Genomic DNA, 23,702 nt, shown 5'->3' on the forward strand with positions numbered 1-23,702 from the left:
CAAATTACTCCTCGTCGCCTTTAGCGGCGTATTCTTTAATGAGAGCCGTGATGATTTCGTTCTTTTGAATGTGCACGGTCCCTTCGTAAATTTGGGTGATTTTGGCGTCGCGCATGTATTTTTCCAGCGGGAAATCGCGCATATAGGCCACGCCGCCGCACAGCGTCACGCATTCGTCGGCCACTTCCATGGCCACGTTGGAGCAGAACAGCTTGGCTTCGGCGCTGTATTTCGTCCAGCGTTGGCCTTTTAATTTTTTGAGTTCGTCGTGCACGCTGGTGCCTTCCGCCAACGCCGCCTTTACCGCCGGCAGATATTCGGTATCCATCCGGTGCGTCAGGCTGTACACCAGCGCCCGGCCGGCTTCAGTCTTGGCGGCCAGTTCGGCAATTTTATGCCCCAGCGCCTGGAAAGTGATAATCGGCTGGCCGAATTGCTTGCGCGTGCGCAGGTACGGGATCGTTTCATCCAGCGCGCCTTGCGCAATGCCCACGGCCTGCGCCGCCACGCCCGGGCGGGAATAATCCAGCGTTTCCTGCAAGTAAAGAAGACCGCGCCCTTCGCTGCCCAGCAGGTTTTCTTTCGGTACGCGCACGTTTTCAAAAATCAGTTCATACGTCGGGTTGGTGCGGATGCCCATCTTTTCCTCTTTTTTGCCGAAGGAAAAGCCCGGCGTGCCCTTTTCAATCACGAGCAGCGAAATGCCGCGTGCCCCGCGGGAAGGATTGGTGTTGACGGCTACGGTGTAAAAATCGGCTTCTTTGCCGGTGGAGATGAAATGTTTCGTGCCGTTTACCACGTAAAAATCGCCGTCTTTAAGGGCGGTGGTTTTAAGGGCGGTGGCGTCGGAGCCGGCTTCGGGCTCGGTCAGCGCAAAGGCCCACAGCTTTTTGCCACTGGCTACGTCCGGGCACCAGCGTTCGCGCTGTTCTTTGGTGGCCGCCAGAAACATCGGAATCGCCCCCAGCGCCGTAGTGCCGGGCGTAAGCGCCAAGCCCGCGCACACGCGGGAAAGCTCTTCAAACGCCATGGCCAGGCAGGTAATCCCCCCGCCCAAGCCGCCGTATTCTTCGGGCAGCCACAGCCCCATCATGCCGGACTTGCGGTATTCTTCCAGCATTTGGTTGGAAAATTGTTCTTTGGCGTCCATTTCCGCACGCAAAGGTTTGAGCTTTTTTTGGGCCAGTTCACGCGTAGCGTTTAGAACTTCCTGCTCCATTTCGTTGATTGCGTAATCCATTATTTCTCTCCAGGGTTAAACTTTTTGAAATGTCTGCGTCTTCTGAAAAAACGTCTTTTCCCGCCGTTTTTCTTGGTGGGCGGCACCAAACTTCTGTACAGGCGTTCCTGCTTTTTGACCATGGTGGAAGCCGTAAATTCCGAAAAATCGCGGTGGTCAATGGCCGCTTCAAAGCGTTCGCGCAACGAAGCGTGACGCAAAAGCACTTTGAGCTTATCGGCAAAGGTGTTGATGTCGTTGGGCGCCACCAAAAAACCGGTTTTGTTGTTGGTAATTACTTCGCCGATGCCGTCCACGTCATAACATACCGCGGGCACCCGCATAGACATCGCCTCCAACAAAGACATTGGCAGCCCTTCCCGCAACGATACGCTGGCGTACACGTCGCAAATGGCCAGCAGTTCCAGCGCGTCGTTGCGCCAGCCGGGGAAAATAACCTGCTTTTCTATGCTTAAATTTTTAGCCAGGTTTACCGCTGTTTCTTTCAGCGGGCCGTCCCCCGTGAAAATAAAATACACGTTTTTCATTTGGCTCAGCACCTTATAGGCCGCCAGCACAAAGTGAATGGGGTTTTTAAGCGGTTTAAAATTGGCCAGCGCCAGCACCACTTTGGCATTGGCGGGAATTTTTAAGGAAGCTTTTTTGGCCACGGGGTCAAATTTAAGCGGCAGGATCGGGTTGAAATTTACGCCCGCGCGGATGAGCTCCGTCCGCACGCCTTTGCCAATGCCCAATTGCTTGGCTTCGGCGGCGTTGCGGCGGGACACAAACACCAACACATCGGTAAATTTGGCGCAGAATTTTTCCACCGCCACAAAAAATTTAAACTGCTTTTCGCCGTGTTCTTTGGCAAAGCCCAGCCCGTGGAACGTATGCACCACTTTGGCCTTGCGCCAAAAAATCCGCGCGGCAATGCGCCCCAGTACGCCGGCTTTGGGGGCGTTGGTGTGCACGATGTCCGGCTTGACGCGGCGCAAAATGCGCCCCATTTGAAAAAGGGCGACCAAGTCGTGAAAAAAGTACTTGGCGCGGATGTCGTGTCGAAGCGCCGTAATAAAAAACACATGCTGCGTATCGTTTTTGAAGCGTCCGTCCAAACGGCCGCCAGGGCCGGTGGCCAGATACGTTTCAAACTGCTGTTTGTTGATGGTTTTTATCGTCGTCAGCACGCTGGCCTGCGCGCCGCCCTGATCCATACGGGTGATGAAGTAGAGTATTTTTGTCTTTTCCATTTATTTAATTGTTCCTGTGGTAGTATCCAAGATGCGGGCCTGCGGGAAATAATACTTGATAATTGCCATATAGTCCGCGCCTTGTTTGGCTAAACCGTCCGCCCCCTGCAGGCAAAGCCCGTATCCAAGCCCCGTGTCATAACCGCGCACCAAGACGCTTTTGATATTTTTGCCCTTATAAAACGGCACTATATCAAACAGGTTGGAGCGCATCGTGCCCGCGCTTAAAATAAACGCGACCTCCTGCGGGGTTTTGGCTTCGTACGAGCCTTTGCTGCCTTCAAACCGCATGGACAAAATGCGCCCCTTTTCCGTAAACGAAGTAGGCGTAAGCGCGCGCAGTTTGCCGATGTTTTGTTTGTAGGCGATGCGGTTTTCTATCTCTTTTCCATCGTACAAATACATCCACTTAATGCCGGCCCATTGGGTCGGATCCTGCGGGCGGGAGTACAAATCCGCCGGCGGGTTGGAAAGCAGGTATTTGCTGACGTTGGCGGGCGAGAAAATATAGCCCGGTTTATCCGCCGTGTTTTCCAAGGAATCCGCGGTCAGAACCCCGCAGTCGGCGTAGGCGCCGGCCTGGGCTTCGGTCAGGCGGATTTTAGCGGATTCTTTGGATGCGTCTAACAAATTTTTAAAAATCAGGTTGATGCCTTTAAATTTAAAATGCAGGTCGTTATCGGTAATGTGATAGGGCTGATCCTGATGATCTTGAACCGCCTGCAGCAGGGCCGAGCGGAACACCACCGCCAGCGCCTTGAGGGCGGAATCGTGGGTAATGTCCTGCACTTGGGTGGCCAGCAAGGCGGGGATTAAATCTTCGGCATACACTTCGTTTACAAGTTTAATGCCCTGCGGCGTGGGAATTACGATCAGGGTGCCTTTTAATTCTTTGTCGCTTAGATCCGCCGCAAAAATGTTTTGGGCGGTGGCTTCGCGCACCAAAAGCGTTTTGTTGGGGTTTTCCACCGTAACGGTGAACGGACGCTTGGCCGAAAATTCCACATGGCCTTTATCGTTGGTAAAGTCCACCCCGCCCGTCTGCGGGTTAAAAACGATCGTTTTTTGAATGTAAGAAGGAGAGCGCAGCACTTCCCCCAGTTTTTCATCTTCCACCCGCATGGTGCCAGAAGGCATCAGCGAAAACGAAAGCAATTCCTGCGGGATTTGTTCGCGGTTGGCGTAAAGCGCCATTTTTACTTTTTCGGAAGGGGTGGAAAGCATCTCGTGCACAATGGGCTGCTCCAGGCGCAGGTAAAACAGATAGTCAATGCTTTTATCGCCCAGCTTTTTGGCGTATTTTTCAATTTTTTTGGCAAGGTCTTTATTATCGGGATCCAAGCTGTAGAGGGTGGCGTAATACTGCCAGGCGCGCAGGTCGTTTTTTTCTTTTTCGGACAGTTGGGCAAACAATTCCACCGCCGCATAATTGCGCGCGTCATGCGTCAGCGATTGCTGCAAAAACACCGGCGCCAGCTTGCGCGAAGATTTCATTTCCGACGCTATCCGCCCCAGCATATACGATACAAAAGAAATGGTGTAGGGATTAGAAGTGTAGAGATACTGCAGCTCGGTGGCGGCTTTTTCTTTGTCGCCGTCCAAGTACCACGCCAGCGCCGTGCCCAGCTTGGCGGAAGAAACGTACTCAAAATCGGCCGTCAGGTACAGCAAGTCCTGAAAAGATTTGCGGGCTTTTTTATATTTGCCCGAAGAAAGCAAAATCCAACCGCGCGTCAGCTCGGCAAAGGGATCGTCGGGGTTAAAAGCGCAGGCTTGGTCTATATATTTAACGGCCTGTTTGACCAGCCCCCGCTGCAGGGAAAGCACCGCCAATTCCAAATTGGCCGCGGCCGCCGTTTTGGCGTCGGACGCGTTTTCAAACGTTTTAAAAGAAAAGTAGCATTCGTCTATTTCGCCCGCCGCGCATTTTTTGGCTACCGCCGCAATGTCCGCTGGCAAATAATAGTCCAGCACGCTTTTATGCAGTACGGTTTCGTTTAACTTGCTGTCCACCCGCGTTGCCGCCAGCGTGGATTTGCTGACCGTTTGCACCGCTTCTTCTTCCGAAGCGGCGTTGTCGGCGGCCGTTTCCGCTGCGCCCCAAGCCAAGCCCGGCAGCCCTGCGGCTACCCCTAAAATAACCGATAAAAGCAAACATTTCTTCATATACAAATTATACCAAATTGGGCCTGCAAAAACCCCACCCTTTCCCCGCCTGACGCAGGGAGCGCGCTTTTTCCCTGGCGGCTCCAAACAGGGCAAATGTTTGCCCCTGTTTTGCCGTGGCCGGGCCGGCCCCCCGCGGCAAGGGGCGGCAATCTTTTGGGCGCTGCGTTTGCCGGGTATCGTTTCCCGCACAAAAAAAAGGAGCGGGTAAAATACCCGCTCCCTGAGGTTAAAACCGTTTGTCCAGGCCATATGCCGTGTTTTCATACGACTTGGAAAACGGCCCGTCCGGGGACGAAACACCCCGCCCGGCATGCGGACGGGGAAGTTCGTTCCGGCAAATTTATTTGTATTTCGCCTGTTCTTTGATGAAATCAAACACTTTGCGTTCGCTGAGCGTAGCCAAAATGTGCGCTTTGCGTTCGTTGAAGAAAGCTTTGATTTTCTTTTCGTCTTCTTTATTTTGAGAATTGGCGGCGATGCTCTTGTCCAATTCGGCTTTCCAGTCGGCCTCGGTGGCTTCCAGGTTTTCCTTTTTGGCAATGGCGTGCACGATGTATCCGATGCGCAAATCCTTCTCTACGCTGGGGCGGATGCGTTCTTCAAACGCTTTTTTCTGGTCGGCCGTCAGCTGTTCGGGTTTGAGCTGGGTCATGCTGCGCACAAAGTTATTTAAAGAAGATTCCGTATATTCTTCCACCAGGCTCTGCGGCAAATCAAACTGGTTCATTTTAACCAAGTGGTTTTCGATTTGGGCCACTTCGTCGCGGCGGGCGTTTTGCTTGGCTTCTTCGTCCAGGCTTTCTTTGACTTTGGCTTTCAGCGCGTCCAGCGTGTCAAAGCCCATGTCCTTGGCGAAAGAATCGTCCAACGCGGGCACGATTTTGTTTTTAATATCGTCCACCGTTACGTGGTAGGAAATCGTATCGTTGCCTTCTTTGGTTTCAATGTCTTTTACGTCGCCTTTTTTGAGGCCTTTAATGCCTTCGGCCAAGCCGGGCATCGTCTGCGGGGCGGACATATCCACCAGTTCGCTGTCGGCGCTTAATTTATAATCGTCCGTACCGTTGCGTTTGCCGCTGTAGTGAATAACGGCGTAGCATTTATCGTCAATCACCGCGCCTTCGGCCGCGCTTTCCAAGCGGGCGTTGGCGTCCAGCACGCGGTTTAAATTTTCGGCCACGTCCTGTTCGGTAGCGGTTTCCGGTTTTTTGGCAATTTCAATGCCTTTGTAATCTTTTACTTCAAATTCCGGCGCCACATCCACCGCAATTTCAAACGGGAAGGCTTTTCCTTCCGCAAAGTTCATAAAATCGGCTTTGGTCAGCGTGGGGACGGCCACGGCGTCCAGCTTGGCGTCCGTGATGGCGGCGTTGATGGCGGCTTTGACCGTTAAGTCCAACGCGCGTTCCTTAATATGTCCGGCAAAATTTTGTTTGACCAAGTCCAACGGTACTTTGCCGGCGCGGAAACCTTGCATTTGCGCACGGGATTGGACTTGCACGGCGGCGTTTTGAAAGCTTTTGGTAACCAGTTCCGGGGAGGCTTCCACCGAAAGCGTTACGCGGCAGCCTTCTTTTTTCACTTGTTGGGTTTTTACTTCCCCGCTCTGGGCAGTTTTGAAGATGGACATACTTAACTCACTCCTATTCGTATCGGACATGCCGAAAATCTGGACGGAGAGGGACTTGAACCCTCACGGATTGCTCCATACGCTCCTAAGGCGTACGCGTCTACCGGTTCCGCCATCCGTCCTAGTTTATGTAAGAAAAACGAAAATTTGGGCCATGTGAGGCTCGAACTCACGACCTTACGCTTAAGAGGCGTCTGCTCTACCAACTGAGCTAATGGCCCGAAAGGGTTTCTGGTTAGATTATAGCAAAATTAGAGAAACGGGTAAACGGCCTATGCGCCGTTTGAAGGAAAATCCGTTCCGAAGATATTTTATTGTAGCAAATTTATTCCTCGCAGCGCAAACCCCTTTTTGGCGGAAAGAAACAATTGACATCCTCCCCCCGCAAGCAATAAAATACAAGTAAGGCCTTGCGGCCGGCGTCATATCTTCTTATTTAGCGATGGAACATAAAATGAACATACTTCCCAAAACCCTCAAACACACGTTTCTTCTGGCAGGAGCCGTTGCTTTTTTTGCGCTTCCGTCTTACGGGCAACTCCCTGAAAAAATTCTCCCGGCGGCCAAAACAGCCCTTCAGCCCGCTTTTAAAGTACCGCTTGCGCAAAAAATTGCCGTTCCCGGCGGTCTGCGTCAAAATTTCGGCCCGGCGGTTTCCGTCTACACAGCGCGCCCGATTCCTACCCCGGAACCTCCTATCATTCCCAAAGTGTTTATTGCCCGCTTTTACCCGCTGACGGACAGCCAAACCACACTGGTGCAGGGCTTGCTGCGCAAAAAACTGGCCAAACCGGCCCCCACTTTTTATGAAATGTTCAAACAAGCCGTCTATCTGCACCAAAAAAATCCGTCCGCTTTTAAAAAAGTCAGCCAAAGATATTATTATGAAATGACGCTGTTTTTAAAACATGCCGCGCACGTGACGCAGCAAGCCGGCTATCCGGCGGTGGCGGCGTATCTGAAGGAACATAAAGGGGATTTTCCCACCCTGCATTCCGGCGGAACGCTCTCCGCAAACGACAGATCCGCCCGTATGCTGACGTTTTATGCGTCCGAAGAAATGAATACACTGATGAACCAAATTTTATCCCGCCCGGCCGAAAAACAAATCATTACCGACGACGAATGGGTGGCCATCAACGTGCTTAGCACCTTCTTCCCGGCCCAAACACGCCCGGCGTTCTATAATTTCTTGCTGGACAAGCAATATAAGGAACTGCAAATTCTTTCCTTGGATCCTTATATGCACAATTCCGATACCCGCCGCCTGGTGCAAGGCACCATTGATCCGCAGTCCGTGCACGCGCCTTCTTTGGCCAAGCGCATTTCCTCGCGGGAAAGATACCTGCAATACTTAACCCAGCGCAAAGCCGCTCTGCCGGGGACGATTTCGCACAAACGGCAGCAATATGCCAAAAACCAAGTGATCTACGATATTTTATCCGCCGAAGGGGAAACCGCCCCCAGCGCCATTCAGGCCAAAAACGCGTTAGACAAGAGCTACCGCGAATATACCCAAGCCTCCCTCCAATTAAAGGAGATTTCGGCAAAAATCGAACAGGTTACGGATGAATTAAACTTTTTACGCACGAAATAAACGGAGACCTTTATGAAAAGAACCCTATTGCCGGCTTTGGCAGGCTGTTTGGCCTGCTTGGCCTTTGCAGTGCCCGCGGCGGCGCAGCCCGCTTTTGATTTTGAAGACATAGATACCCTTTTGGAAGACAATGCGCTAAACGATGCCGCCAACCGCTATGCTTCCGTACTCTTGTCTTTCTTTCCGGAACGTGCCACCCGGCTGGGGTTTTCTTCGGCCAATTCCAAATTGACCGACCGCTCCGCCTCCAACAACGCGTTGGCGTTAAATGCGCTGCGTTCCGTAAAAGAAATGACGGATCAAATTACGCCTTCCCAGCTTTCAAAAGCCAACCAAACCGATTTGCTCCTCTTGCAAAACGCACTGGCTGCGGATATTTGGCAATTGGAACAAAACCGCCCCGAAACGGATCCCTTATATTATACGGAAGCGTTTGACGCCATTTACGATTTGATGCTTAAAAAAACGACGTCTTCCGCCCAGCAACGGGCCGATTTGCTGGCCCGCGTGAATGCCTTGCCCCAAGTAGCCCTTCAAGCTCAATCCAACCTGATTCAGCCGCCTGCTTTTCTTTCGCAGCTGGCCATGGAAAGAGCCTACTACGCGTATTTGTCGTTTGATGAAGTAACCGACTTTCTGCTCCAAGGCGTGGAAGACGAAGTCTCCATCTCCCAAATCAAGCGCGACGGGCAAACCGCCAAACGCGCCATTAAACAAATGTTTGACTGGTTTAAAAGCTTATCCCAAGAACAGAACACGCAAGATTTCCGTTTGGGCACAGAGGCCTATGCCCAAATTCTAAAAGACCGGTACCAAATCACGGAAAAACCGGCCAAATTGGAAAAGAAACTGCAAAAGGAATTCTTGTCCGCGCAGAAAAATTTAGCGCTGGCCTTGGAGCCGTTTACCATGGAAACGGCCGAAGAGGAAGTAACCGTTGTAGACGATTTAAACGCCAAACCTACCGTGCAGCAAACCCCGGCCAAAACAAAGAAAAAAGGCAAATTTGTCCCTCCATCCGCGCAGGATTTTTATAAGGCCGCCCAGCGGGTGGCCGCCGCGCCCGCCGGCGGGGATTTAATTCGCGCGCTCTCCCAAGATGCCGCCTCCTTGGCCCAATTTTTTGAACAAGACGGCACCCTGCCCGCCAGCGCCATTCGCTTTTCCGTCAAACAAATGCCGGCGTTTTACGCCTACACGCAGGCCTATTTGTTTGTACCGCCTTTTGGCAACCAGCTTTCCCCCTCTTCGGATTTGTTCCTGCGGCTGCCTTCCGGCAACAAATTGGCCCGCCAGGAACAACTGAAAAAGGATTTCAACGCGCCGGTTCGCAAATTGCTTTTAAGCGGAGAATTGGTGCCCGGCCGATACTATCAAACCGTGGCCGGGAAAAATTTATCCGCTATCCGCCGCTTGTATCCGTCCCGCAGTTTGGCCAACGGCTGGAGCGCCTACGCCCAGCGCTTGGCGCGGGAACGCGGATATCTGGTAACGGATGAAGACTTGCTGTTTTTGGCGTGGAATGAATACCGCCGCGCCGCCGCGGCGTTGGTGGACGTACGGCTGCAAACCAAAGAATACTCATACGCGGACGCGCTGAACTTTCTGGTAACGGAAAACGGCTTTGAACAGGAAGAAGCGGAAACCCTGCTAAAAGACATTTCGGCGCACCCGGCCGAAAGCCTCAGCTATATCTACGGATTGCAATCCCTTGAAAACGCCCGCCAAAAATACGCCAAGAAAGAAGGAAAAGAATTTAATTTGTCTGCCTTTCATTCCCTGGTACTGCAAGCGGGCAATGTACCGCCCGACCAGTTAGAAAAAGAAATCAAACGCTTGAAAAAATAGAAAGTTAAACCTGTCTTTTCCTTTCTTATACAAAGAGCTCCCCCTTTATTTTACGGGGGAGCTTTTAGTTACTTTCTTTTTAACAATACCCTGCTTATTTTAACGAAATATGTTGGTGAAAGAACCCTATCGAGCATGGGAAAAATGTAAAAGATAACATTTGTTACTCACAAAAACCCCTCCAGTAAAACTGGAGGGGTTGTAAATTTACCAACCGTTTTTACACCGCGTAACTATACTTGTATCTATTTGACATTTCCACATTCCTACCCCGCCATTATACGTTGCACTCACAAGGCCTCCTCCTGTCTTCCACTCACAAGCAATCCATGCATCTCCATCAAACACAATACATGTCTGTCCCGCATCGCTTTCCTCAACGCAAGCAATAGGTAATTGTTCGACACAGTTAGAAAAACCAGTTCCCGTTCCATATATAGCGAAAGTAAAGCCTTTCGTTAAAGCATAGGCCGTGGACTTCCAGCAAGAATATTCACCATAAAGTGCATCCCAGTCACCCGCCTCACCACTACATCTCCTGTGCGACCCATTTTCAGCCTTCCTAGAACAAGATCGTGCTATCCAATCACTTCCCAGAGCAGTTTCCACAGTTCCACCCAGCGGACCCCATGAGACACCATAGCAATCTTTATAACACACCGAGTCGCTAACCGGCATTTGAGGACAACATTCACTCTTATGGTCTTTTCTATAGTCTGCATTTGAGCAATCAACTTGCTGGGGCGTACCGCACACCAAAAAGGTTTCTTCTTTATCTTTTATTTTTAATTTTTGCCACGATACCTGCGGCGCTCCGTCCGCTCCCGTAGCCGCACAGCTCGGGAAGTTATTGACGATTCTATTCGGAAATAATTTAAGCGCATCCACCGTGAGTTGGCTTGTTTCCAGACTATAGCCATCATTTAGGTTTTTAATACGCAGCGAATCGTTAAAATCAATGTTGGCTTCCCCGGCATTTGCGCCTAACGACACGTTATTGCTTCGCACCGCAAGGGCTCTAGTTAAATCCAAGCTTCCGGTTTCTAAATACGCATCCTGCACGTGCAAAGGGCGCAGCCCCGCGTTGCCGCTTTCCGTACAGCCTAAGCTCATATTGCATACATTGGTCAGGCCGATGTCTAAAATCTTATCCACCTGCACCCGGCTGTAAGCAACATATGGCACCGGGAAATACGTTACCATTTCAATCTTGTTCGCCGCATAGCCGGCGGTTGATAAGAAAAATACACTCAATAAAGATATTAATTTTTTCATAATCTATCCTTTCATCCCACCCTATTTTATAAGGATAAGAATTCTTAGAGTAAAATTCAAGAGTTTTTTCTATTTTATTTCAGGTATAGCTCTCCAGATAGGTGTGCAGGCCTTCGGCCCGCGCCTGCGACACGCCGGCTTCGTACAATTCTTCCGCTTCCTGCGTTTGCCCCAGCGCATAAAGCACTTGGGCCAAGGAAAGCTTGGTAAGAATCTGGCCGCGGGTTTCGTCGGAATTGTCAAACAGTTCGCGCGCCTGCTGCAAGTCCTGCAGGGCGGCTTCCATTTTGTTTTTGCGTTTTAAGATATCGGCCCGGCCCCATTTTACAAACCCCAAGTCCACCGTGTCGTGAATGGAAGAATAGAGCTTATCCGCCACATTGTAGTGGCGCAGGGCTTCGTCGTATTTTCCCTGCTGGCGCAGGCCGTTGGCCATGCCGCAGTTGGTGTAGGCTTTGCCGAAAAGGTCTTCGCTCTTGCGGAAGATTTTTTCCGCCAGCTTATAATTTTTCACGCAATCGTCAATTTTTCCGCAAATGCGGCTGATGCCCGCCAGGCCGCAGTAGCCGTAGGCCAGGCTGATGCCGTCGCCCGCTTTTTTGGCTAAGGAAATAGCCTGTTTAAACTGGGCGATTCCTTCCTGAAAATGCCCCTGCAGACGGAAAATGCCGCCTTTGGCCCAGTGAATAAAACTCATCCCCGCATAATCTTGCAGCTGCGTATAGGCGGCCAGCACGGCATCCAACAAATCCAACGCTTCTTCCAGCCGCCCCCAGGCGCGAAGAGCCATTCCCATTTCCTGCATGGCGCGCACGACGAATTCGTCGTATTCCAATTCCTGTGCCATTTGAAAAGCTTCCTGCGCCAGTTCATACGCCGCGGCCGAATGCCCCAGCGTGCGGTAGCAGGCCGCCATGGCCAGCAGTACGTCCATACGGGTTTCGGCTTCGTCGGCCAACTGCAGCGCCTTGGCATAGCTGGCCAGCGCCGGTTCAAAAGCGCCCAACTGGCGCTGGGCCTCACCGGTCAAAAACCAGGCGGCCGCATCCTTGGTGCGGACGGCAAGCAATTTTTCCAACGCTTCGGAAGGCCGGTTGTTCTCCAGCAATTCTTCCAATTCGGTTACATTCAACTGGGCTTTTCGTTTGGCAGGTTGTTTTTTGGTTACGGGCATGGTAGTTCTCCCTGTTCAATAAACCCCGCGCGGGGCGGGGCTTTGATTAAATTTTAAGAATTTTTTTAATTTCAGCCAAAGTGGAGGCTAAATCATACGGTTTCGGAATAAAATAATCCGCACCGGCGTCGGTAGCGCGGTCGCGCGACTGCGGGTCGGACAGGGTGGACATAATGACCACCGGAATCCGCCACGTGCCGTCGTCCGTCTTCAGCAGTTTGCACACGTCAAAACCGCTTAATTTGGGCAGCATTAAATCCAGCAGCACCAAATCCGGCTTGAGCTGTTTGGCCAGCTGCACGCCGGACACACCGTTTTCGGCCCAGTGGGCCTCTATTCCTTCCACCTTCAGCGCCCCAATCAGTGCGTGGGCCAATACTTTGGAATCTTCTATCAACACGACTTTTTTCATTTTTACATCTCTTCGCAGTGGTCTTTGTAGAGCAAAATTGCTTCCGCATATTCGCGGGCGTTGCGCATCACGGCGTTTACTTCATCTTCTTCCAGTTTGCGCACAATTTTAGCCGGCACGCCCATCACAAGCGACCCCGCCGGAATGTTCTTTCCGGCCGGCACCACGGCTCCCGCCCCGATAATGCAGTTGGGGCCGATTTCGCTTTCCATCACCACGGCGTTCATACCGATCAGGCAGTTGTCGCCGATTTTGCTTCCGTGCACCACCGCGCCGTGCCCGACGCTTACCCCGCGCCCCAAAATGCACGGAGCGCCATAGTTGACGTGCAGGCAGGCGTTTTCCTGAATGTTGGAATTATCCCCCACCGTAATGGGGGCGATGTCGCCGCGCAAAACGGCGCACGGCCAGACGGACACGTTTTCCCCCAGGGTTACATCGCCGATCAAAACCGATGTTTTATGCAAATAACAGCTGGCGCGCACGCTGGGCACTTGCTCGTTAATACGTTCTCTCATGAGAAAACTCCTTGGGTAATTTTTTCTTGCGGGGAGACGAAGGCGAAGAAAGCTGCAGCCCCCAATAAATGAAAATGCTGATAATGCCCGGGATAACATAATACACCACGCGGTAAATAAGCGCCGCCATCAGGGCGGAATCCCAGTCTATCCCCATTTGGGAGTAGACGGCCGTCATCGCCAGTTCCATGGCGCCCAGCCCGCCCGGCAGAATGGGAATTAGCGTAGTAACCATCCCCACCGCAAACCCGGCCACCAACACCCCCGCCGTAATGTGCACCCCTACGGCGCGGAAGGCGAAATACAGCACCAAAATCGTAAACAGCCAGTCCGCGCAGACGTAGACGATGGTCATCGTCAGTTTCTTTTTCTTTTTATGGATTAAGTCTATGCCTTCGTCCAGCTGGTCCATAAACGAGTCGTACTTGTTTTTGGCAATCAGCGCGCGGAACACGTGATAGAGCACTTTGTTAATCATCCGGAAAATTTTGCGCAGCCAGCGCGAACGCCACTCGTTGTTAAATAAAAACGCCGTAATTACCGCGCAAACGGCGCACATGACCACAATCAGCGAGAAATTTTTGAGGATTTGCATGGTGGTAGCGGAAGAATTAAACAACATCAGCACCGACCCCTGCAAAATAATCACCGCCAACACAAAATACAGCAGCACCGTAATCACAATGCTGGCCGTAACGCACATGCCAAAAGGCACGCGGCGGCGGTTCAAAAGATGCGCCCGCAGGGCAAACCCGCTTACCCCCAGCGAAGACACCACATAATTGACCGTGGTGGACACCAAGGCAATGCCGATGGCGGCCCCTTTGCTCACGCGCCGGCCCATAATGCGCAGCACTTCGTAGAGGCTAAGGCCCATGGAAATGTAAATCAGGACGGAAGAAAGGAGCGAAAGGAACAGGTAGCGCGTGCTGACGCCCTGCCAGATTTTGACGAAACTGTCGCGCGTCTGATACACCATAAGAGCAATGATGCCGACGGATAAAAAGGCGCCCAGAATGTAGCAAAGGATTTTAAGCGGTTTTTTCACGCGTTCGCTCCGGGATAAAGAGATGTATAAATTATATAATTTATTTAGGGAAAAAACACCCGTTTCGCGGTTTTTGCACCGCCTAATTTCGGATTTATTTTGCAGGAAGGATTTTTTACGTATGAAAAGCATCAAAGTCATCGGCGCAAAAGGCCACAATTTAAAAAATGTTACGGTAGAACTGCCCAAAGATAAAATGGTGGTGGTTACAGGCTTGTCCGGCTCGGGCAAGAGCTCCTTGGCGTTTGACACCATTTACGCCGAAGGCCAACGCCGCTACGTAGAAAGCATGTCCGCCTATGCCCGGCAGTTTTTGGAACTGATGGAAAAACCGGATGTAGAGCATATTGAAGGCCTTTCGCCGGCCATTTCCATTGAGCAGCGCAACCCTTCCAAAAACCCGCGTTCCACCGTGGCCACGGTAACCGAAATTTATGACTATTTGCGCTTGCTGTTTGCCCGCGTGGGGCACCGCTTTTGCCCGCAGTGCGGGCGGGAAGTGCAGTCCTGGAGCGTGCAGGGCATCGCGCAGGATATTTTAAAGAAATTTAACGAAAAAACGGTCTATATTCTCTCCCCCGTCGTGCGCGGGAGGGCCGGCACGTACGAAGAGTTGTTTGCCAAATTTAAAAAAGACGGCTACGTCAAAGCGCGCGTAAACGGAACGGTGGTTTCACTGGAGCATACCCCCTCTTTGGAACGCTACAAAAAGCACACCATTGAACTGGTGGTGGACGAAATTTTCGTGGAAGAATTTGACCGCGAACGCTTGGTGGAAAGTTTGGAAGCCGCTTTAAAATACGCCAAAGGGCTGGTGCACGTGCTGGAAACGGAGGGCGACAAACCGCGCGAATTTACCTACAGCGAAGAAAACGCCTGCGCCCATTGCGGGATTGGGTTTTCGGAGCTGGAGCCGAGGCTTTTTTCGTTCAACTCGCCCTACGGCGCCTGCCCGGACTGCAACGGCCTGGGCCTTAAAATAGAAGTAGCCGAAGATTTGGTCGTCCCCGACCCGACGCTCTCCATCAACGAGGGCGCCATCGCCGCGTGGGATAATCCCGTTACCACCCGCACCCACCGCTGGAAAAATTCTTGGAGCGGGTATTATTACGACATTTTAAAACAAGTCTGCCGCCAAAACCGCATTAATATGAACACGCCTTGGAACAAGCTTTCCAAAGCCCAGCGCGATTTGCTGCTGTACGGCACGGGCGGGGCGAGCTATACGTCGCTTATCTCCGGCGGGGAACAGGATTTTGAGGGCGTGATTACCAACTTAAAACGCCGCTACCAGGAAAGCGAAAGCGATTTTGTGAAAGAAGAAGTCTACACCCGCTTTATGCGCGAAATTACCTGCCCCACCTGCCACGGCAAACGCCTCAAGCCCGAAGCTTTGGCCGTGCGCGTAGACGGCAAAAACATTCACGAAATCGTGGCCATGCAGGTTTCCGCCGCCAAAGCGTTTTTTGACCAAATCCACCTTTCCGACAAGGAAAAAATCATCGCCAAAGACGTTTTAAAAGAAATCCGCGCGCGGCTGGAATTTTTAAACAGCGTGGGCCTTTCGTACCTGACGCTGGAACGCAAAAGCCAAACGCTCTCGGGCGGCGAAGCCCAGCGCATTCACCTGGCCACGCAAATCGGCTCGGGCCTGACGGGCGTGCTGTACGTGCTGGACGAGCCCACCATCGGGCTGCACTCCCGCGACAACGACCGCCTGATTGAAACGCTTAAAAACCTGCGCGACTTGGACAATACGCTTATTATCGTAGAGCACGACAAAGACACCATTTTGGCCTCCGACTACGTGGTGGAGCTCGGCCCCGCCGCGGGCGAAAACGGCGGCCAAATTGTGGCGGCGGAACCGACGGCCGATTTCCTGCGGGACGAAAAATCCCTCACGGCCTCGTACTTAAACGGGCGGCGGATGATTCTGCCGCGCGAAGAACTGCGCAAAGGAAACGGCAAATTTTTGGAAATTGTGGGCGCCAAACAATTTAACTTAAAAAACATTGACGTAAAATTTCCGTTAGGCAAATTCATCTGCGTAACGGGCGTATCGGGCTCGGGCAAGAGTACGCTTATCCACCAAATTTTGTACAAAGCCCTCGCCCAAAAATTCTACGGCGCCAAAGACGCCCCCGGCAAACACAAGGAAATCAAAGGGCTTGAAAATATAGACAAGGTCATCATCGTAGACCAAAGCCCCATCGGCAAAACGCCGCGCTCCAACCCCGCCACCTACACGGGCGTTTTCTCGCACATCCGCGATTTGTTTGCCGAAATGCCCGAAGCCAAACGCCGCGGCTACAAGCCGGGCAGATTCTCCTTTAACGTAAAAGGAGGCCGGTGTGAAAAATGCCAGGGCGACGGCATCTTGAAAATTCAAATGCAGTTCCTGCCCGACATTTACGTAAAATGCGAAGAATGCGACGGCAAACGCTTTAACGAAGATACCCTTCAAGTAAAATTCAAAGGCAAAAATATTGCCGAAGTGTTGGATATGAGCGTCTCGCAGGCGTTGGAATTTTTTGACAGCATCCCCAAAATCAAACGCTACTTAAAAACGCTAAACGACGTGGGCCTGGGCTACATCAAGCTCGGGCAGGCGGCCACCACGTTATCGGGCGGCGAAGCCCAGCGCGTAAAACTGGCGGATGAACTCTCCCGCAAGGGGACGGGCAAAACGCTCTATATTCTGGACGAGCCCACCACCGGGCTTCACTTTGCAGACATTGATAAACTCCTGCAAGTGCTCCACGGCCTGGCTGACAAAGGCAACACCGTGCTGATTATCGAGCACAACCTGGACGTAATTAAAACGGCGGACTGGATTATAGACCTCGGCCCCGAAGGCGGCGACAAAGGCGGCCAGATCGTCGTGGCCGGCACGCCGCGCCAAGTGGCCGCATGCCCCAAATCCTACACGGGCAAATACTTAAAGCCGGAACTGGACGCCGTGGATAAATTTCTGGCCCAACACCCGGAACAAAAATTGCACGCGCCAAAAAATGCGGCCGCAAAAAAAGCGTCCTCCCCGGTCAAAAAATCCAAAAAGAAATAAAAAAGCCCCGGCAAAACGCCGGGGCTTTAAATTTGCTTAACTATTTAATGACACACGCCGCTGCGTTAATAATAGTAAGAGCATTGACGCTGTAAGTGGAATCTTGGCAATCGGATGAAGAAAAATATTTTCTGCACTTTCCGGAACAATACCATTTTCCTTTTCCATCTTCAAAATAGGCCACAATCGTAATATCACGATCTCCCCAAGTGGGACTCAGCAAAACAAAGGACTCTGCCCCCTGATTTCCCGTCATAGAGCCAATTTGAAAATATTTCATTGGATAGGAATCCCGTATATCAAAATATATGTCGTTAGGAATATAATTATTGGCCAGATAAGCCATCGTTTGCTCTTTCTCTATGTAAGACAAAACCGTCATTGCCTCGGTCGTTTTGGCTCTATTTACCGATTTTTCATATTGCGGCACAGCCACCGCCGCCAAAATGCCAATAATCAACACTACAACCAGCAATTCAATTAACGTAAAACCCGTATGTGTTTTATGCATGGGGCAAACTCCTTTCCGTGTTACGAATCATTTATAAAATTCTATAATATTCATAAAGGATTTTCCAGCCATGAAAAACAAAATTCACAAAACCAACGCCGCCCGCCGATTAGACGAACTGGGAATTTCCTACGAACTTATCCCGTACGAAGTGGATGAAGAAAACCTAAGCGCGGTGCACGTGGCCCAAACGCTGGGGCAAAATATAGACCAAGTCTATAAAACCCTTGTCCTGCGTGGCGATAAAACGGGTTTTTTTGTATGCGTCATTCCCGGCGGGGCGGAGCTGGATATGAAAGCCGCCGCCCGCGCCAGCGGAAATAAATCCTGCGAAATGCTGCACGTAAAGGAACTCGTGCCCGTAACGGGTTATATGCGCGGCGGCTGCAGCCCGTTGGGGATGAAAAAACACTTCCCCACCTACCTTCACGAAGATTGCATTTTGTGGGACTTCATCTACGTCAGCGCCGGCCTGCGCGGCCTGCAAATTAAACTCAACCCCAACGACTTGCTCCGCGCCGCCCAAGCCTCCGCGGTTCAATTGTGCTAAGGCCCACAAGCCCTTGCGCAAAACGCCCAAACGTGTATACTATAAGAGTAGTTACACGGGAGGTGCGCTATGTACGCAAGCGTTTGGAAACGGTTTTTTGCTTTTTTAATTGACGCGGTTGTGTTTGCGGTTCTGTTTTGGGTGCTGGCCCAGATGATGGATAACGCATCGGTTTCGCTGGTGCTGTTGGTGATTATCTGGCTGTATTATGCTTTGTTGGAAAGCTCCCCTCTGCAGGCCAGCGTGGGCAAAATCATTATGGGCATCAAGGTGGTAGACCGCCGCGGCCGCCGCCTTAGCTTTTGGCAGGCCACGGAGCGCATTTTCTCCAAACTGGTTACCAACGTAACGTTCTACTTCGGTTTTTTTATCGCCGCCTTTGACAAGAAAAAACGCACCCTGCACGACCGCATCAGCCACAGCGCCGTCATTTCCAAAAACGCCGATTTTGACCCCGACGCCTACGCCGAGCCCGAGGAAGAAGCCTCTTTTACCTTTATAACGGTGGTGTCGGTTTTGCTGGCGCTGGTCTTTGTGGCGCTGATGTTGGTGGCGGTGGCGCTGCCGCAATACCAAAAGACAGAACGCCATGTGCAGCTCTCGCGCGTGCTGAGCGCCTTGGATTATGCCGCCCGCAAGCAACTGAAAGACGCCCAAGCCCCGGGGGCCGATCCGCGCGTGTGGCTGGGCGAGTATAAAAAATGCCAGCGGATCAGCCCGGAAAAATTATCCTGCGACGGGTTTGAACTTCTACTAGAGCCCGGAGGCGTAAAAGCCAGCGCGCGCAACCACGCAATGGATATTTTGTACACCCTCTATTATCCGTTTGACGGCGGCCCGGTGCAATGCACGGCGCTGACGCCGCAGGGCGAAGAAATCTGCTCCACCCTAAACAGCTGAAATTTCCCCCGCCCGCCGGCGGGGGTTTTTGTATCCGCCCCAAAACGCGGGTGGCGGGTTTTGCCGCAAAATTGTTAAGATGTATTTATGGCTTCCAAAAAAACGCTTTCCCGCACTAAAAAATCCGCCCGCGCCGCGCAGGCTTCTGTAGCAGCCGGCGGACGGGAAATTCCTTTTTTGCATAAAGCGCTGGTGCACGTAACCGGCTGGCTGTGCTTGCTGGTGAGCATTTCCTTTTTTACCGCCACGTACGATACGGCACAGGTAAAGCTGACCCTCTTGCATTGCGGGGCGGTTGTGTTATTTGCCTTGTGGAGCGCGCTGCAGCTGGCGGAGCGGAAAAATCCGTTCACCCGCCAAAATTTACCGTTTTTACTGCCGGTCTTTGCCTACTTGGCGTGGAATATCGTTTCCTTTATCGGGGCTCCGTATAAAATGGAAGCCGCCGAAGAATTTATCCGCTTGCTGATGTACGGCGCCATCACGCTGCTGATTGCCTGCCAATTCCGCCGGCAAGACGTAAAAACCGTAACCCGCTACATCCTGGCGGCCGCGTGGATTTCGTTTGGTTATGCACTGCTGCAGATTATAGACGGATTTTTCCCGGGGGCGGATTTTATGCCCTGGAGAGGATTTTTTACGCGGCGGGTTTTTTCCACCCACGCCAACCCGAACTTTTTTGGCGCGTTTGCGGTATTTGCCTCGTGCCTGGCGGCCGCCCAATACCTGCTGACCCGCCAAAAGAAACTGCTGGCCCTGCTGGCGGCGGGCCTGTTGGGCGTATTTTTTACCGAAAGCAAAGGCGCGTGGCTGGCGTATGCGGCCGCGGCCGCGTGTTTTGCGGGGCTGTATACCAATTTTTTCTTGTCGGGAGCCGCCAAAAAATACGTTAAAAAAATTAATCTGGCCGCGTTGTGCCTGCTGTTATTAGCCTTGGCAGGCGCCGGCTTTTATACCGCCAAACGTTTTCAATCCGTCAGCTTCCGCACGTTTACCTGGCTTTCCGCTTGGGAAATGGTGCAGGATTCACCCGTTATGGGCACCGGGCCGGGCAGTTTTAAAATCATCTATCCCGCCTACCGCCGCCCGCAAATTTTTTATATAGAAAACTCCCACAACACCGAAACCCAACACGCCGAAAACGAATACCTGGAACAATGGGCCACTACGGGAACGGTCGGGCTGGCGGTGTTTTTATGGCTAATCGGGTTTATCTTTTACTGCGCCGTACGCAACCTGAAACAACCCCTTCCCGCCCCGTCGGATGAACCCCTGCGCGAGCGCAATTTGTACCTGCTGGGCTACGCCAGCGCGTTCTTTGGGCTGATGGTGCACGCGGGGGTGGACATCAGCATCCGCTTTGCGTCCAGCGGCCTCTTTTTTGCGGTGTTTTGCGGCGTGATTTTGGCATTATGCCAGCCGGAGGAATCGGCAGCCCCCGCGGGCGAAAAGGCATCCGCTCCCGCTTGGCCGTGGGCGGCGCGGCTGCTACTGTGCACGGCGCTGGTCTATGGCGGGTGGCACACGGCCGCCCAATTTGCCCAAGTAACCCGCGTACTGCAGGCCGGCTCGTTTGGCGAAGGGCTTTTGATTGCCGTGGCGTGGGCGGTGTTTCTTTTTTGTCTGGCGGGCACGGCCTACGTGTATTTGCGCGCGGCGTTTTTGGGCAAACGGGCACTGCCCTGCTTTGTGCTGGCAGCCTCGGTTCCGTTTCTGATTTTCTTCTATGGTTTCTTTCAGGCCAACCACTACTACAGTTTGGGCGTCAGCCTGGTATCCAAAGGCAATGCGGAAGGGGCGCTGGGATATTTTACCAAAGCCGTTCGTCTAAACCCGCTCTTGACGGAATACCGCCAATTCCGCGCCAATACGTTTGCCACTACGCTTCAGTTAACCGATTCTTTCTCCCCCGACCGGGGCGACCGTACGGCCCCGTCTAACGATTATGAACGGGCCTTGGCGGATTTTGCCGTCGTGCTAAAACGGGCGCCCAACCACTCGATGGTGCATCAAAACATCGGGCAGCTGTATTACGCCATGGCGGTGCGGCAAGCCCAAAGCGCGGGCCAAGCCGTCAATGCGGCGGAATATGCCCGCCTGAGCCAATATGCCCGGCAAAATATGGAACAAGCCAAACGCGCATTTGAACGCTCGATTAAAATAGACCCGGTCAACCCGGCCACATACGCCTTTTTGACCAGCATTGCCCTGATGGAGCGCAACCCGGAGCACGCCCAACAATGGATAGACGCTTACCGCCGCGGCCCGGCAGGCGTAACGGAACCCGAATTTTTAGACAAACACCGCAAAAACCCGCAGTTTGACGCACTGCAACAACAGGTGGATTTGATGCGCGCCTCCGTCGGAAAAAGCGCCCATAAAAAATAAGGAAATGCAAAACGCGTCATTTTTTTGTAGAATATATACAACAAAAGAAGATTTGATTGCCAAGATAGCTCAGCTGGTAGAGCAACCGCTTCGTAAGCGGTAGGTCGGGGGTTCGATCCCCCCTCTTGGCTCTTTTTTATGCCCTCCGTCGGAGGGCTTTTTTACACCACAAAAAACTCTTTTTAAGGCATTTTGCCGACGATACCCCCGCGGCATGCGCGAAAAAGCGAACACGCGCAAGACGCATGTCTGTCTGCAAAATGTCAGCAGGGAGAAGCCACCGATTGGCTGTTTTTCTCTAAAATGTTTCCCGTTGCCTTATTTCCTGCCCGCTTGCTTACGCCGTTTGGTCTGGTCATTACTTTTCAGTTTTTCTTTTTTCTTATTTTTGTTTTTTGCTATACTATGAATGGAGAAATCCGCTTGTATCAAAAAAGGGAGATGCGTATGAATAAAGGTTTTACGTTAATTGAATTGTTGGTGGTGGTGCTGATTATCGGCATTTTGTCCGCTGTGGCCCTGCCCCAATACACCACCGCGGTAGAAAAAGCCCGCGCCACCGAAGCACTGACGTTGATGAGCGCCATTCGCCAATCGGCCGAAAGATACCAGCTGCAAAAAGACGTCTGGCCCACCAGCAACAATTTTTCGGTGTTGGATATTGAAGTACCCAAAGTGCCCGGAAGCACCACTCAATATGGCGGCAAAAACTTCACCATCACCATGGCCCCTACGGGCGGAAATAAGTATTTCGTCATCAACGCCCTTCGCAACATTACCAAAGGCAAATATGCCCTTAAAACGGTCTTAACCGTAGAAACCGACGGCACCATTTCCGCCAAACGTTTTTGCGGAACCAATACCGGATTAGGAATCGGATATTCCGCCCCGACGGGCGATGCCGAAAAATTCTGCAGTGCCATTACCAGCGGCCATAACGACAATTTTTAACTCTTTGGCCCTAAAAAACCCGGAGCACACCGCTCCGGGTTTTTTTATGGTTTGACGGCAAGCCGCCCGCAGGCCGTTTCCAAAACAAGTACCGCGCGTTGATTCTCCGCGCGCAGCGCCTGCAGGGCGGGGTCTGCCAAGTCAAACCGAATGCGGCAAAAAACCGCCTTATTTTTTATCTGCCTCGGCGCGCAGGAACTTAGGCAAATCAGCATCATTAATCCGGCCCACGCGCCGCATAATTTCATCCATTTGTTCATCTTCTTTGCGCTCCTGCTGCACGTGGCGCAAGCGCTCCTGCTGGCGGGCCAGGGCGCCCGATAACCGGCACAAACCATACACGGCGCCCACCCCGGCCAGACAGAGCATCAAGGCCGTCCACATCATTTGGCCTTGCCGATTAAAGAGCCGTCCGGGTTGCACAGCGAAAGCGCCGAAAGAACCTTTAGCACTTGCGCCCAAACGGTATCGTCTTTATCGGTGGCGGTTAACTTGACGACGACGGTTACAATCAAAATCACCGCGCCTACCAGGCTCAGCACATCATTCCAGTTGTTTTGTATCCATTCCATTTTATTTCTCCTTTATTTCAATGTGCGGAAAGTCTTTTAAGGTATCCCACTCTCCGCCCCATTCAAATTCACTCGTTATTTCTTCGCGCCCGCGCATCAGTTGGGCAAGCGCGTCAAAACGGTGCCACATTTCGCGAAAGCGCGCCAGGTTATTCCAGTCTATCGGGTACGGGGCCAAATCCACCGCGTGGCTGGGTGTTTTATTATGGGAGCTTTGCGGGTATTGTAAACGGCTGGCACCGCACGAAAACGCTTTATTTTGCTCCTCGCGGGTGCGGTGGCCGCACAAAACGGAAAAATCATATTGCTTGATGAGTTCCCGGCAGACGGCCACAATATCCGGATGGCAAGTGGCAAGACGCGTTTGACTGACGGAGGAAAGCACCGGCATTAATTAGTCCTCCCGTGAAAATTTAAAATATGCGTTTTAATGGTTTTCACGTCGTCTAAAATAATGTCTATTTTGACCGTGCTTTCCGCGAGTTTGCGGTCGTGCTCGCGCACGCGCTCCTCCAGCTTATCCACCCGCGGCGGAAGCCCGTACATCGTAAAACACCAAAACAATACGGCACAAGCCACCCCGATCAGATAAATCCAATGATGGATTTTTTCCGTATTCATAA

At 52.1% G+C, this 23,702-nt stretch carries 21 protein-coding genes and 3 tRNA genes; 8 read left to right on the forward strand and 16 right to left on the reverse strand.

Annotation, left to right across the window (positions count from 1 at the left end):
* Window positions 1–4: 4 nt before the first annotated feature.
* The 6 genes from B5F75_RS03885 to B5F75_RS03910 all read right to left on the reverse strand — a co-directional run bounded on the left by B5F75_RS03885 (window position 5) and on the right by B5F75_RS03910 (window position 6,492).
* Complete coding sequence (locus B5F75_RS03885; protein ID WP_087288141.1) at window positions 5–1,240, reverse strand: acyl-CoA dehydrogenase family protein; 1,236 nt, start codon at window positions 1,238–1,240, stop codon at window positions 5–7.
* Window positions 1,240–2,472: a glycosyltransferase family 4 protein gene (locus B5F75_RS03890; RefSeq protein ID WP_087288143.1), complete on the reverse strand. Its 1,233-nt coding sequence runs from the start codon at window positions 2,470–2,472 to the stop codon at window positions 1,240–1,242. The genes B5F75_RS03885 and B5F75_RS03890 overlap by 1 nt, the downstream gene beginning before the upstream one ends.
* Entirely contained in the window at window positions 2,473–4,638 is a 2,166-nt protein-coding gene (locus tag B5F75_RS03895) for a SpoIID/LytB domain-containing protein (RefSeq protein WP_158093768.1), read from the reverse strand.
* A 343-nt stretch (window positions 4,639–4,981) separates the two neighbouring features.
* Entirely contained in the window at window positions 4,982–6,271 is a 1,290-nt protein-coding gene (tig, locus tag B5F75_RS03900; protein ID WP_158093769.1) for a trigger factor, read from the reverse strand.
* Between the two features lie 40 nt (window positions 6,272–6,311).
* Window positions 6,312–6,393 (reverse strand) — tRNA-Leu (locus B5F75_RS03905).
* A 26-nt stretch (window positions 6,394–6,419) separates the two neighbouring features.
* Window positions 6,420–6,492: transfer RNA gene (locus B5F75_RS03910), tRNA-Lys, on the reverse strand.
* 233 nt (window positions 6,493–6,725) lie between these two features.
* Between B5F75_RS03910 and B5F75_RS03920 the strand changes: the two genes are divergently transcribed.
* Both B5F75_RS03920 and B5F75_RS03925 read left to right on the forward strand, forming a co-directional pair.
* A complete protein-coding gene (locus B5F75_RS03920; RefSeq protein WP_143351242.1) occupies window positions 6,726–7,868 on the forward strand; it encodes a hypothetical protein in 1,143 nt (380 codons plus the stop codon).
* A 12-nt stretch (window positions 7,869–7,880) separates the two neighbouring features.
* Complete coding sequence (locus B5F75_RS03925) at window positions 7,881–9,716, forward strand: DUF885 family protein (protein ID WP_087288154.1); 1,836 nt, start codon at window positions 7,881–7,883, stop codon at window positions 9,714–9,716.
* 207 nt (window positions 9,717–9,923) lie between these two features.
* Here B5F75_RS03925 and B5F75_RS03930 read toward each other — a convergent pair whose 3' ends face one another.
* The 5 genes from B5F75_RS03930 to B5F75_RS03950 form a co-directional block, all read right to left on the reverse strand.
* Window positions 9,924–10,991 carry a hypothetical protein gene (locus B5F75_RS03930; RefSeq protein WP_087288156.1) on the reverse strand — a complete coding sequence of 356 codons (1,068 nt, stop codon included), beginning with the start codon at window positions 10,989–10,991 and terminating at the stop codon, window positions 9,924–9,926.
* Window positions 10,992–11,070: 79 nt separating this feature from the next.
* On the reverse strand, window positions 11,071–12,165 hold the full coding sequence (locus B5F75_RS03935) for a tetratricopeptide repeat protein (RefSeq protein ID WP_087288158.1): 1,095 nt from the start codon (window positions 12,163–12,165) through the stop codon (window positions 11,071–11,073).
* A gap of 46 nt (window positions 12,166–12,211) precedes the next feature.
* The gene (locus B5F75_RS03940) at window positions 12,212–12,577 is read right to left on the reverse strand and encodes a response regulator transcription factor (protein ID WP_087288160.1); all 366 of its coding nucleotides are present in this window, start codon (window positions 12,575–12,577) and stop codon (window positions 12,212–12,214) included.
* 2 nt (window positions 12,578–12,579) lie between these two features.
* A complete protein-coding gene (locus B5F75_RS03945) occupies window positions 12,580–13,095 on the reverse strand; it encodes a gamma carbonic anhydrase family protein (protein ID WP_087288162.1) in 516 nt (171 codons plus the stop codon).
* A complete protein-coding gene (locus B5F75_RS03950; protein ID WP_158093770.1) occupies window positions 13,079–14,143 on the reverse strand; it encodes a lysylphosphatidylglycerol synthase transmembrane domain-containing protein in 1,065 nt (354 codons plus the stop codon). Before B5F75_RS03950 ends, B5F75_RS03945 begins: the two co-directional genes overlap by 17 nt.
* A 121-nt stretch (window positions 14,144–14,264) precedes the next feature.
* On the opposite strand from B5F75_RS03950, the gene uvrA reads away from it, so the two are divergent.
* The gene (gene uvrA / locus B5F75_RS03955; protein WP_087288297.1) at window positions 14,265–17,207 is read left to right on the forward strand and encodes an excinuclease ABC subunit UvrA; all 2,943 of its coding nucleotides are present in this window, start codon (window positions 14,265–14,267) and stop codon (window positions 17,205–17,207) included.
* A 40-nt stretch (window positions 17,208–17,247) separates the two neighbouring features.
* Here the strand turns inward: uvrA and B5F75_RS03960 are convergent, their stop codons facing one another.
* Window positions 17,248–17,718, reverse strand: coding sequence for a pilin (locus B5F75_RS03960; RefSeq protein ID WP_087288166.1), 471 nt, complete (start codon window positions 17,716–17,718; stop codon window positions 17,248–17,250).
* A gap of 70 nt (window positions 17,719–17,788) precedes the next feature.
* On the opposite strand from B5F75_RS03960, the gene ybaK reads away from it, so the two are divergent.
* From ybaK to B5F75_RS07700, 5 genes are all read left to right on the forward strand, one after another.
* Window positions 17,789–18,268: a Cys-tRNA(Pro) deacylase gene (gene ybaK / locus B5F75_RS03965; RefSeq protein WP_087288168.1), complete on the forward strand. Its 480-nt coding sequence runs from the start codon at window positions 17,789–17,791 to the stop codon at window positions 18,266–18,268.
* A 69-nt stretch (window positions 18,269–18,337) separates the two neighbouring features.
* Window positions 18,338–19,168 (forward strand): RDD family protein, encoded by an 831-nt coding sequence (locus tag B5F75_RS03970; RefSeq protein WP_087288170.1) that lies wholly within the window; start codon window positions 18,338–18,340, stop codon window positions 19,166–19,168.
* Window positions 19,169–19,255: 87 nt separating this feature from the next.
* Window positions 19,256–21,556 carry an O-antigen ligase family protein gene (locus B5F75_RS03975; protein WP_087288172.1) on the forward strand — a complete coding sequence of 767 codons (2,301 nt, stop codon included), beginning with the start codon at window positions 19,256–19,258 and terminating at the stop codon, window positions 21,554–21,556.
* Window positions 21,557–21,614: 58 nt separating this feature from the next.
* Window positions 21,615–21,687, forward strand: a tRNA-Thr gene (locus tag B5F75_RS03980).
* 316 nt (window positions 21,688–22,003) lie between these two features.
* Window positions 22,004–22,507 (forward strand): type IV pilin protein, encoded by a 504-nt coding sequence (locus B5F75_RS07700; protein ID WP_087288300.1) that lies wholly within the window; start codon window positions 22,004–22,006, stop codon window positions 22,505–22,507.
* A gap of 168 nt (window positions 22,508–22,675) precedes the next feature.
* Here the strand turns inward: B5F75_RS07700 and B5F75_RS03990 are convergent, their stop codons facing one another.
* From B5F75_RS03990 to B5F75_RS04005, 4 genes are read right to left on the reverse strand one after another with little or no spacing between them, the layout of a single operon-like run.
* Window positions 22,676–22,894 (reverse strand): hypothetical protein, encoded by a 219-nt coding sequence (locus tag B5F75_RS03990; protein WP_143351244.1) that lies wholly within the window; start codon window positions 22,892–22,894, stop codon window positions 22,676–22,678.
* Window positions 22,891–23,079, reverse strand: coding sequence for a hypothetical protein (locus tag B5F75_RS03995; protein ID WP_087288176.1), 189 nt, complete (start codon window positions 23,077–23,079; stop codon window positions 22,891–22,893). The genes B5F75_RS03990 and B5F75_RS03995 overlap by 4 nt, the downstream gene beginning before the upstream one ends.
* A 1-nt stretch (window position 23,080) precedes the next feature.
* Complete coding sequence (locus B5F75_RS04000) at window positions 23,081–23,470, reverse strand: M15 family metallopeptidase (RefSeq protein ID WP_087288178.1); 390 nt, start codon at window positions 23,468–23,470, stop codon at window positions 23,081–23,083.
* Window positions 23,470–23,700 (reverse strand): hypothetical protein, encoded by a 231-nt coding sequence (locus tag B5F75_RS04005; protein ID WP_087288180.1) that lies wholly within the window; start codon window positions 23,698–23,700, stop codon window positions 23,470–23,472. The genes B5F75_RS04000 and B5F75_RS04005 overlap by 1 nt, the downstream gene beginning before the upstream one ends.
* Window positions 23,701–23,702 lie beyond the last annotated feature (2 nt).

It is taken from the genome of Elusimicrobium sp. An273 (assembly GCF_002159705.1).
Classification (GTDB): Bacteria; Elusimicrobiota; Elusimicrobia; order Elusimicrobiales; family Elusimicrobiaceae; genus Avelusimicrobium; species Avelusimicrobium gallicola.

What these genes read in the sequence shown, in the direction of transcription:
- B5F75_RS04005 (WP_087288180.1), bottom strand. Translation starts at nt 23,700, where the DNA reads ATGAATACGGAAAAAATCCATCATTGGATTTATCTGATCGGGGTGGCT.
- B5F75_RS03890 (WP_087288143.1), bottom strand. Translation starts at nt 2,472, where the DNA reads ATGGAAAAGACAAAAATACTCTACTTCATCACCCGTATGGATCAGGGC.
- tig (WP_158093769.1), bottom strand. Translation starts at nt 6,271, where the DNA reads ATGTCCATCTTCAAAACTGCCCAGAGCGGGGAAGTAAAAACCCAACAA.
- B5F75_RS03925 (WP_087288154.1), top strand. Translation starts at nt 7,881, where the DNA reads ATGAAAAGAACCCTATTGCCGGCTTTGGCAGGCTGTTTGGCCTGCTTG.
- ybaK (WP_087288168.1), top strand. Translation starts at nt 17,789, where the DNA reads ATGAAAAACAAAATTCACAAAACCAACGCCGCCCGCCGATTAGACGAA.
- B5F75_RS03930 (WP_087288156.1), bottom strand. Translation starts at nt 10,991, where the DNA reads ATGAAAAAATTAATATCTTTATTGAGTGTATTTTTCTTATCAACCGCC.
- B5F75_RS03960 (WP_087288166.1), bottom strand. Translation starts at nt 17,718, where the DNA reads ATGCATAAAACACATACGGGTTTTACGTTAATTGAATTGCTGGTTGTA.
- B5F75_RS03920 (WP_143351242.1), top strand. Translation starts at nt 6,726, where the DNA reads ATGAACATACTTCCCAAAACCCTCAAACACACGTTTCTTCTGGCAGGA.
- B5F75_RS04000 (WP_087288178.1), bottom strand. Translation starts at nt 23,470, where the DNA reads ATGCCGGTGCTTTCCTCCGTCAGTCAAACGCGTCTTGCCACTTGCCAT.
- uvrA (WP_087288297.1), top strand. Translation starts at nt 14,265, where the DNA reads ATGAAAAGCATCAAAGTCATCGGCGCAAAAGGCCACAATTTAAAAAAT.
- B5F75_RS03945 (WP_087288162.1), bottom strand. Translation starts at nt 13,095, where the DNA reads ATGAGAGAACGTATTAACGAGCAAGTGCCCAGCGTGCGCGCCAGCTGT.
- B5F75_RS03895 (WP_158093768.1), bottom strand. Translation starts at nt 4,638, where the DNA reads ATGAAGAAATGTTTGCTTTTATCGGTTATTTTAGGGGTAGCCGCAGGG.
- B5F75_RS03990 (WP_143351244.1), bottom strand. Translation starts at nt 22,894, where the DNA reads ATGATGTGGACGGCCTTGATGCTCTGTCTGGCCGGGGTGGGCGCCGTG.
- B5F75_RS03970 (WP_087288170.1), top strand. Translation starts at nt 18,338, where the DNA reads ATGTACGCAAGCGTTTGGAAACGGTTTTTTGCTTTTTTAATTGACGCG.
- B5F75_RS03885 (WP_087288141.1), bottom strand. Translation starts at nt 1,240, where the DNA reads ATGGATTACGCAATCAACGAAATGGAGCAGGAAGTTCTAAACGCTACG.
- B5F75_RS07700 (WP_087288300.1), top strand. Translation starts at nt 22,004, where the DNA reads ATGAATAAAGGTTTTACGTTAATTGAATTGTTGGTGGTGGTGCTGATT.
- B5F75_RS03935 (WP_087288158.1), bottom strand. Translation starts at nt 12,165, where the DNA reads ATGCCCGTAACCAAAAAACAACCTGCCAAACGAAAAGCCCAGTTGAAT.
- B5F75_RS03995 (WP_087288176.1), bottom strand. Translation starts at nt 23,079, where the DNA reads ATGGAATGGATACAAAACAACTGGAATGATGTGCTGAGCCTGGTAGGC.
- B5F75_RS03975 (WP_087288172.1), top strand. Translation starts at nt 19,256, where the DNA reads ATGGCTTCCAAAAAAACGCTTTCCCGCACTAAAAAATCCGCCCGCGCC.
- B5F75_RS03940 (WP_087288160.1), bottom strand. Translation starts at nt 12,577, where the DNA reads ATGAAAAAAGTCGTGTTGATAGAAGATTCCAAAGTATTGGCCCACGCA.